The 9,179-nt window shown below is 47.5% G+C and carries 3 protein-coding genes, 1 tRNA gene and 2 rRNA genes; 2 read left to right on the forward strand and 4 right to left on the reverse strand.

Features of this window, described 5'->3' with window-relative positions:
- Positions 1-48: 48 nt before the first annotated feature.
- Complete coding sequence (mgtE, locus tag VIC_RS24810; protein ID WP_006963175.1) at positions 49-1,404, forward strand: magnesium transporter; 1,356 nt, start codon at positions 49-51, stop codon at positions 1,402-1,404.
- A gap of 63 nt (positions 1,405-1,467) precedes the next feature.
- Here mgtE and metH read toward each other — a convergent pair whose 3' ends face one another.
- Positions 1,468-5,145: a methionine synthase gene (gene metH, locus VIC_RS24815; RefSeq protein ID WP_039952677.1), complete on the reverse strand. Its 3,678-nt coding sequence runs from the start codon at positions 5,143-5,145 to the stop codon at positions 1,468-1,470.
- 169 nt (positions 5,146-5,314) lie between these two features.
- Between metH and VIC_RS24820 the strand changes: the two genes are divergently transcribed.
- Positions 5,315-6,631: a cation:proton antiporter gene (locus VIC_RS24820; RefSeq protein WP_006963177.1), complete on the forward strand. Its 1,317-nt coding sequence runs from the start codon at positions 5,315-5,317 to the stop codon at positions 6,629-6,631.
- Between the two features lie 649 nt (positions 6,632-7,280).
- Here the strand turns inward: VIC_RS24820 and VIC_RS24825 are convergent.
- From VIC_RS24825 to VIC_RS24835, 3 genes are all read right to left on the reverse strand, one after another.
- Positions 7,281-7,357, reverse strand: a tRNA-Asp gene (locus VIC_RS24825).
- Positions 7,358-7,388: 31 nt separating this feature from the next.
- Positions 7,389-7,504: ribosomal RNA gene (rrf, locus tag VIC_RS24830) — 5S ribosomal RNA — on the reverse strand.
- Between the two features lie 92 nt (positions 7,505-7,596).
- Positions 7,597-9,179: ribosomal RNA gene (locus tag VIC_RS24835) — 23S ribosomal RNA — on the reverse strand; the annotation flags it as partial.

Consider the following 9,179-nt stretch of genomic DNA (forward strand, 5'->3'; position numbering starts at 1 on the left):
TAAGTTACTATTCAACGCATTGTAAGTATTTAGAGTCAGGAGGAATAAATGGCAGAGCAAATTGAATTCGACCAAGCTCACCAAGCCCTCCAAGAAGTAACAGATGCTCTAGAAAATGGCCGCTTTGTCCATGTCCGTCGCCAATTACAGGACATGGAGCCAGAAGATATTGCCCATCTGTTAGAAGCCTCACCAAGAAAGAGTCGCGAGGTTCTTTGGCAACTCACCGATCCGGAAGATTACGGTGAGATCCTCGACGAACTGAACGAAGACGTCAAAGATGCTCTGGTTTCTAAAATGGAACCCGAGATGCTGGCCGAAGCCACCGAAGGCATGGACACAGATGACGTTGCTTACGTCTTACGTAGTCTACCAGACGATGTCTCACGTGAAGTTCTGTCACAAATGGACACCGCCGATCGCTTGCGAGTGGAAACCGCGCTTTCTTACCCCGAGGATACCGCTGGCGGATTGATGAACACCGACGTAATCACCATTCGTGGTGATGTCGATGTCGATGTCGTCTTGCGTTATTTGCGTATGAAAGGGGAGCTTCCCGAAGCGACCGACGCACTGTATGTGATAGATGAAAACAGCCAGCTGATTGGCCAGTTACCGATCACAACTTTGATCACCACTCAACCTGACATCAAAGTCGCTGAAGTGATGGAAGATGCAGACGAAGCCATCGAAGTCACCATGAGCGACTCCGATATTGCCAGCCTATTTGAGCGCCGTAATTGGGTGTCTGCTCCCGTCATTGATGAAAACCAGCACCTAGTCGGTCGTATTACCATTGATGACGTGGTTGATGTAATTCGTGAAGACGCCGAACACTCCATGATGAGTATGGCGGGTATGGACGATGACGAAGACACCTTCGCTCCGGTGGTCAAATCTGCCCGTAAACGCAGCATATGGTTGGGGGCGAACGTACTGGCGGCACTTGCTGCGGCATCAGTCTCAAACATGTTTGAAGCGACCTTAGATCAGATGGCGGCGATTGCTGTCTTGATGACTATCGTTCCTTCAATGGGCGGAGTTGCGGGTAATCAAACTGTCGCTCTGGTGATCCGGGGCCTAGCCTTAGGTCATATCGGTGACGCCAACAAACGAGAGCTGCTAATGAAAGAAGCAGCAATCGGCCTATTGAACGGTATCATGTGGGCACTGATCATTGGGGGTATCGTCATAGCTTGGAAAGGTAACTGGATGCTCGGTGGCATTATTTCCGCAGCCATGCTAACCAACCTTTTGGTCGCTGGAATCGCGGGCGTAACCATCCCGATCTTATTGAAGAAAATGAACATTGACCCTGCTTTGGCCGGAGGGATGGCATTAACCACAGTCACCGATGTAATTGGCCTCTCAGTATTCCTTGGTCTTGCTACCATCATGATCTGACAGGTAATCATCAATAAAAAAGCACAGCTTTTGCTGTGCTTTTTTGATCCAGCTTGCAGAGAATTAGTTAATGTTTGGCCCTAACCATTTTTCAGCTTCTAACATATCCCAACCTTTACGATCAGCGTAACTTTCGACCTGATCCTGCTGAATCTGCGCGATCGCAAAGTAACGCGAATCTGGGTGAGAGAAATACCATCCTGATACAGAGGCTCCTGGCCACATTGCATAGCTGCTGGTCAAAGACATCTCAATCGTCTCTTCCACTTTGAGCAACTCCCAAAGTGAGCCTTTCTCAGTATGCTCTGGACAGGCTGGATAACCTGGAGCTGGGCGAATACCTTGATATTTTTCACGTATCAGATCATCGTTAGAGAGATCTTCATCCGCCGAATAGCCCCAAATTTCCTTACGCACTTTTTCATGCAGGTATTCAGCAAAAGCCTCAGCCAATCGATCCGCCACAGCTTGAATCATAATCGCGTTGTAATCATCTCCCGCTGCTTTGTATTCATCAGCGAGTTCACGCTCTCCAATACCACCGGTTACCGCAAATGCGCCAATCCAGTCTTTCTTACCTGACGACTTTGGTGCGATGTAATCGGAAAGACAGTAGTTATAGCCTTTAGGCTTCTCAGTCTGTTGACGCAGATTGTGCAATACTTTAGCCACTTCAGTGCGCGATTCATCGGTGTACACTTCGATATCATCCCCAACACTTGCTGCGGGGAATAGCGCACACATGCCACGAGCTTTAAGTAAGCCTTCTCGCTCGACCCTATCAAGCAGCTCATTCGCATCAGCAAACAGCCTCTTTGCTTCTTCTCCGACTTCTTCGTGCTCAAGAATGGCAGGGTACTTACCAACTAAAGACCAAGTCATAAAGAATGGAGTCCAGTCAATGTATTCACGTAATGTTGCTACATCAAAGTCGTCGAAAACATGTACACCCGGTTTGGCTGGCTCTGGTGGAGTATATGCGTCCCAGTCAATCGCGACCTTATTTTCTCGAGCTTGTTCTAAAGTGACAGGTTTCGTGCGCGGTTTCTTGCGATTATGCTGGTCGCGCACACGTACGTAATCGGCATCAAGTTTTTCAACAAATTCAGGTCGACGCTCGTCAGACAGTAATGAAGTACACACCCCAACTGCTCTTGAAGCATTGTTGACGTAAACCACTGGGTGCTTGTAGTTTTGCTCAATCTTAACCGCAGTATGTGCTTTCGATGTTGTCGCACCACCAATCAGTAATGGCAGGTCGAAATCAAGACGCTCCATCTCTTTCGCCACATGCACCATTTCATCCAAAGATGGGGTAATTAAGCCGGAAAGCCCGATGATATCAACATTCTCTTCTTTCGCGACTTTAAGGATCTGCTCACATGGCACCATCACGCCAAGGTCAATGATCTCGTAGTTGTTACACTGAAGTACAACACCAACGATATTCTTACCAATATCGTGGACATCCCCTTTCACTGTTGCCAGTAGTATCTTACCGTTTGAAGAACCCGCTTGTTTTTCCTTGTTAATGAACGGCTCTAAGTGCGCTACGGCCTGCTTCATTACACGTGCCGATTTCACCACCTGAGGAAGGAACATTTTACCTTCACCAAACAAGTCACCGACAACGTTCATACCATCCATTAACGGCCCTTCAATCACCTCCAATGGTTTACTGGCGTTAACACGTGCCTCTTCGGTATCTTCAACAATAAACTCGGTGATACCCTTAACTAATGCATGCTCTAATCGCTTCTCTACAGACCAAGTACGCCATTCAAGCGCAGAGGCATCTTCTTCCTTACCGACACCTTTACCTGCGTACTCAGCCGCAATATCAAGCAAGCGCTCAGTACCATCATCACGACGGTTCAGTACCACGTCTTCTACTGCTTCACGCAATTTCTCTGGGACGTTATCGTAAATCTCCAGCTGACCTGCATTCACGATCCCCATATCCATACCATTTTTGAAACAGTGATAAAGGAATACTGCGTGGATCGCTTCACGTACATAGTTATTACCACGGAACGAGAACGAAACGTTCGACACTCCGCCAGAGATCATCGCGTGCGGCAAATCTCGTTTAATGTCGGCAACTGCTCCGATAAAGTCGACCGCATAATTGTTGTGCTCTTCAATACCTGTCGCCACTGCAAAGATGTTCGGGTCAAAGATAATATCTTCTGGTGGGAAGCCGACTTCATCAACCAGAATACGGTAGGCGTTGGTACAGATTTCAAGCTTACGTTCTCGTGTTTCCGCCTGCCCTACTTCATCAAACGCCATTACGATGACAGCAGCGCCATAGCGTCGGATTAACTTAGCCTGCTTAACAAACTTCTCTTTGCCTTCTTTGAGCGAGATAGAGTTAACAATGCCTTTACCCTGAATGCATTTCAGTCCGGCTTCAATGACTTCCCACTTAGAAGAGTCAACCATGATAGGCACTTTAGAAATTTCTGGCTCAGACGCACACAGATTGAGGAAGCGCACCATGCATGCCTCGGCATCCAACATGCCCTCATCCATATTGATATCAATGATCTGAGCACCATTTTCCACCTGCTGGCGAGCAACTTCTAACGCTTCATCGTAAAGCTCTTCTTTAATCAATCGCTTGAAGCGAGCGGAGCCAGTCACGTTAGTTCGCTCACCAACGTTGACGAACAAAGTGTCTTTTTCAATAGCCAACGGTTCTAGACCAGACAAACGACACGCCACATGTAAGTCTAGTAGTTGGCGAGGAGTCACGCCTTCAACGGCCTCTGCCATCTGACGAATATGTTCTGGTGTGGTACCACAACACCCACCGATTAGATTCAGAAAGCCACTTTCCGCCCATTCTTTAACGTGCGCAGCCATATCTTCAGGTGAAAGGTCGTATTCACCAAACGCATTCGGTAAACCCGCATTCGGGTGCGCTGATACAAAGCTTTCGGATATACGCGACATTTCTTCGACGTATGGACGGAGCTCGTCCGGACCTAAAGCACAGTTCAAACCAAATGACAGCGGCTGAACGTGACGCAAAGAATTGTAAAACGCTTCCGTCGTTTGACCAGAAAGCGTTCGCCCTGAAGCATCAGTGATCGTTCCCGAAATCATGATCGGTAATTTAACACCCATCTCTTCGAAAACACTGTCGACAGCAAAGGCACAAGCCTTCGCATTCAAGGTATCAAAAATCGTTTCAATTAGAATGAGGTCTGAGCCACCTTTAATTAAGGCGCGCGTCGATTCGGAATACGCAGCAACCAGCTCATCAAACGTGACATTACGATAGCCGGGATCATTCACATCAGGCGAAATCGAACAAGTACGGTTAGTTGGACCAAGAACACCTGCCACATAGCGTGGTTTATCTGGTGTTTTTTCCGTCCACTCGTCTGCCACTTCGCGAGCGAGCCTAGCAGCTTCAAAGTTGATTTCTTCGCTCAGGCATTCCATATCATAGTCAGCCATTGCGATGGTCGTTGCGTTAAACGTGTTGGTCTCAAGAATATCCGCGCCTGCTTCTAAGTACTCAGCATGAATATCTTTAATCAATTTGGGCTGTGTCAGAACCAAAAGGTCATTATTGCCTTTAAGGTCACAATGCCAGTCGGCGAAACGTTCACCTCGATAGTCGGGTTCTTCCAGTTTATAGCCCTGGATCATAGTCCCCATACCACCATCTATCAGTAAGATGCGTTTTCTTAGTTGAGCTTCTATCTGTTGCCTTACATTACTTCCCACAGTACAGCCTCATTCCTTTAGTTATCTTTCCATCCTATCACACATTAAAAAGGAGTCTAGACGTCTAAATGACTAAATTAATCACCTCTGCATGACAAAAAAGTGTTTGCTATTTAATCACGTCAGGAACAAAATTCTCATTCATAATTTGTTACATGCTGAGAATCCAATGTCGGTCTACTACACTCTCTGTTTTCTATCTGCAGCGGCAATGTTAATTGCTTTTGTAAACAGCAAGATAGGCAAAATGCAAACTACAATTGCCATCACTGCTGGTTCCATGGTTCTATCCCTTCTTATCCTTATCGCAGGTCAAAATAACTGGTTTCATTTAACAGAAATTGCTTCGAAGACAATGTCGAGCATTAACTTCGAAGATTTTCTGCTAAAGGGGATATTGGGCTTTCTCTTATTTGCAGGTGGTCTTGGGATTAAACTGCCTCACCTCAAAGACCAAAAATGGGAAATTACAGTGCTCGCACTGGGAGCGACACTATTCTCTACCTTCTTTATTGGTTTCGCGCTTTACGGATTCTGCCATCTGATAGGTGTGCAATTCGACTTAGTGTACTGCTTATTGTTTGGTGCATTAATCTCGCCAACCGACCCGATTGCAGTATTGGCTATCGTAAAAAAACTGGATGCACCGGAACGTATCTCAACCCAAATCGAAGGTGAGTCCTTGTTTAATGACGGTTTTGGTCTAGTCATTTTTGTCACCCTGTTTACAATCGCTTTTGGCACTGAAGCACCAACGGTTGGCAGCGTGACGATGCTGTTCATTCAGGAAGCTATTGGCGGCATCGTTTATGGCTTTGCACTTGGTCTGCTGTTCCACTGCCTCATCAGTGCGACCGATGATCACTCTATGGAGTTACTGCTAACTATAGGTATACCGACCGCTGGCTATGCGTTTGCGGAAGTTCTGCATGTTTCTGGGCCATTAGCCATGGTGGTATCCGGTATTATGATCGGGAACTGGACACGATTTATCGGATTCTCTAAAGAAAGTGAAGATCACCTCGATCACTTCTGGGAACTAGTCGATGAGTTCCTCAACGGCGTTTTGTTCCTATTAATCGGTATGTCGATGTTGCTATTTGAATTCCATAAGGAAGACTGGATTCTAATGGCGTTTTCAGTGCCATTGGTACTAGCTGCCCGCTATCTAAGCGTGTTCTGTTCGTACATTGGGTTTAAACGTCATCGTAAGTACAACCCTTGGTCAGTGAAAATTTTAACTTGGGGCGGATTACGTGGCGGCCTAGCATTGGCGATGGCGCTCTCCATTCCTTCAGGGATTTGGGTTATCCAAGACAAGCTCATCGACGTGAAAGAAATCATTCTGGTCATGACTTATTCTGTCGTGGTGTTCTCGATTCTTGTTCAAGGTTCGACGATTACCCCTATGATAGAAAAAGCAAAGCAGGCAGAAAAAGAAATGCAGCCCGAGCCGGAAACAGCGGAGTCATCAGAGAAAAAATAAGCCGTATCGAATTAATTACTTCAAAGCCGCTCTCTATGAGCGGCTTTTTTTGTTTTCCCGTGATAAACAACTAGATCCTAGAGATGGCCGCTCATTTATTTGCAAGATAGAGAATCAACAGGATTGGGAGTTGTCATTACTTGGCTATTAGGGAAAGGTTACGGTGATAGTTAACCGGAATAGTTCCTGAGAAACTCGCTATTAAAAGTTGCTGCTGTTCGTTCTCACTCTAGGGACAAATAGCTTACTTACCAATAAATACACTTCTGTGTCGCCTCTATAACTAACCATGCAGTTCCCTGTACTTAGGTTGTCTACTTAACCAGCATACATTCAGAATAGATATCAAAAGGCCAATCTTTACGCCACTCGTTCTCTAATAGAAACTGTCCAAGTATTAACTACAAAGCCTAGGCTTTTCGATAATTGTTGTGGCGCTATGTCTGTAGTAAGCAATGAGTATGGACTTATTAGCCAAAGAGCGAAATAACTTAGCGTATACAAGATGACCTCAGCATTGCTACTGAGGTCTAGAATAAGTGCGGATTGCTGAGTTTGTACTCAAGTGGGGCTTGTTGGTCGTAGGCCAAAATAATACCGCAGATACGAAAAAGCCCTAACATCGCTGTTAGGGCTTTCTCTGAATAAGTGGCGGAGCGGACGGGACTCGAACCCGCGACCCCCGGCGTGACAGGCCGGTATTCTAACCAACTGAACTACCGCTCCGCACTGGTTAGACCTAAAGTCTAAATTTAAAGCCTGGCGATGTCCTACTCTCACATGGGGAAGCCCCACACTACCATCGGCGCTAATTCGTTTCACTTCTGAGTTCGGCATGGAATCAGGTGGGTCCAAATCGCTATGGTCGCCAAGCAAATTCTTTAATTCGGAAAGCTGTTTTTAAGTTCTGTATTCACACATTCAAAGTTCTTGCTTTGAGTCCATCAAAACCCTTTGGGTGTTGTATGGTTAAGCCTCACGGGCAATTAGTACAGGTTAGCTCAACGCCTCACAACGCTTACACACCCTGCCTATCAACGTTCTAGTCTCGAACAACCCTTTAGGACCCTCAAGGGGTCAGGGAAGACTCATCTCAGGGCTCGCTTCCCGCTTAGATGCTTTCAGCGGTTATCGATTCCGAACTTAGCTACCGGGCAATGCCATTGGCATGACAACCCGAACACCAGAGGTTCGTCCACTCCGGTCCTCTCGTACTAGGAGCAGCCCCCTTCAATCTTCCAACGCCCACGGCAGATAGGGACCGAACTGTCTCACGACGTTCTAAACCCAGCTCGCGTACCACTTTAAATGGCGAACAGCCATACCCTTGGGACCGACTTCAGCCCCAGGATGTGATGAGCCGACATCGAGGTGCCAAACACCGCCGTCGATATGAACTCTTGGGCGGTATCAGCCTGTTATCCCCGGAGTACCTTTTATCCGTTGAGCGATGGCCCTTCCATACAGAACCACCGGATCACTATGACCTGCTTTCGCACCTGCTCGAATTGTCATTCTCGCAGTCAAGCGGGCTTATGCCATTGCACTAACCTCACGATGTCCAACCGTGATTAGCCCACCTTCGTGCTCCTCCGTTACTCTTTGGGAGGAGACCGCCCCAGTCAAACTACCCACCAGGCACTGTCCTCAACCCGGATAACGGGTCTAAGTTAGAACATCAACACTACAAGGGTGGTATTTCAAGGACGGCTCCATCGATACTGGCGTACCGGTTTCAAAGCCTCCCACCTATCCTACACATGTAGGGTCAATGTTCAGTGCCAAGCTGTAGTAAAGGTTCACGGGGTCTTTCCGTCTAGCCGCGGGTACACTGCATCTTCACAGCGATTTCAATTTCACTGAGTCTCGGGTGGAGACAGCGTGGCCATCATTACGCCATTCGTGCAGGTCGGAACTTACCCGACAAGGAATTTCGCTACCTTAGGACCGTTATAGTTACGGCCGCCGTTTACCGGGGCTTCGATCAAGAGCTTCGACTTACGTCTAACCCCATCAATTAACCTTCCGGCACCGGGCAGGCGTCACACCGTATACGTCATCTTACGATTTTGCACAGTGCTGTGTTTTTAATAAACAGTTGCAGCCACCTGGTATCTGCGACTCCCGTTAGCTCCATCCGCAAGGGACTTCACCGACAGGAGCGTACCTTCTCCCGAAGTTACGGTACCATTTTGCCTAGTTCCTTCACCCGAGTTCTCTCAAGCGCCTTGGTATTCTCTACCCGACCACCTGTGTCGGTTTGGGGTACGATTCCTTACAATCTGAAGCTTAGAGGCTTTTCCTGGAAGCATGGCATCAATGACTTCACACCCGTAGGTGCTCGACGTCGTGTCTCAGCCTTAGAGAGAGCCGGATTTACCTAACTCTCAAGCCTACGCACTTGAACCTGGACAACCGTCGCCAGGCCCACCTAGCCTTCTCCGTCCCCCCATCGCAATTGTAAGAAGTACGGGAATATTAACCCGTTTCCCATCGACTACGCCTTTCGGCCTCGCCTTAGGGGTCGACTTACCCTGCCCCGATTAAC

Source organism: Vibrio coralliilyticus ATCC BAA-450 (genome assembly GCF_000176135.1).
Taxonomy (GTDB): Bacteria; Pseudomonadota; Gammaproteobacteria; order Enterobacterales; family Vibrionaceae; genus Vibrio; species Vibrio coralliilyticus.

Bases quoted from the DNA above. Each gene is read 5' to 3' on its own strand.
- mgtE (WP_006963175.1), top strand. From the start codon at position 49: ATGGCAGAGCAAATTGAATTCGACCAAGCTCACCAAGCCCTCCAAGAA.
- VIC_RS24820 (WP_006963177.1), top strand. From the start codon at position 5,315: ATGTCGGTCTACTACACTCTCTGTTTTCTATCTGCAGCGGCAATGTTA.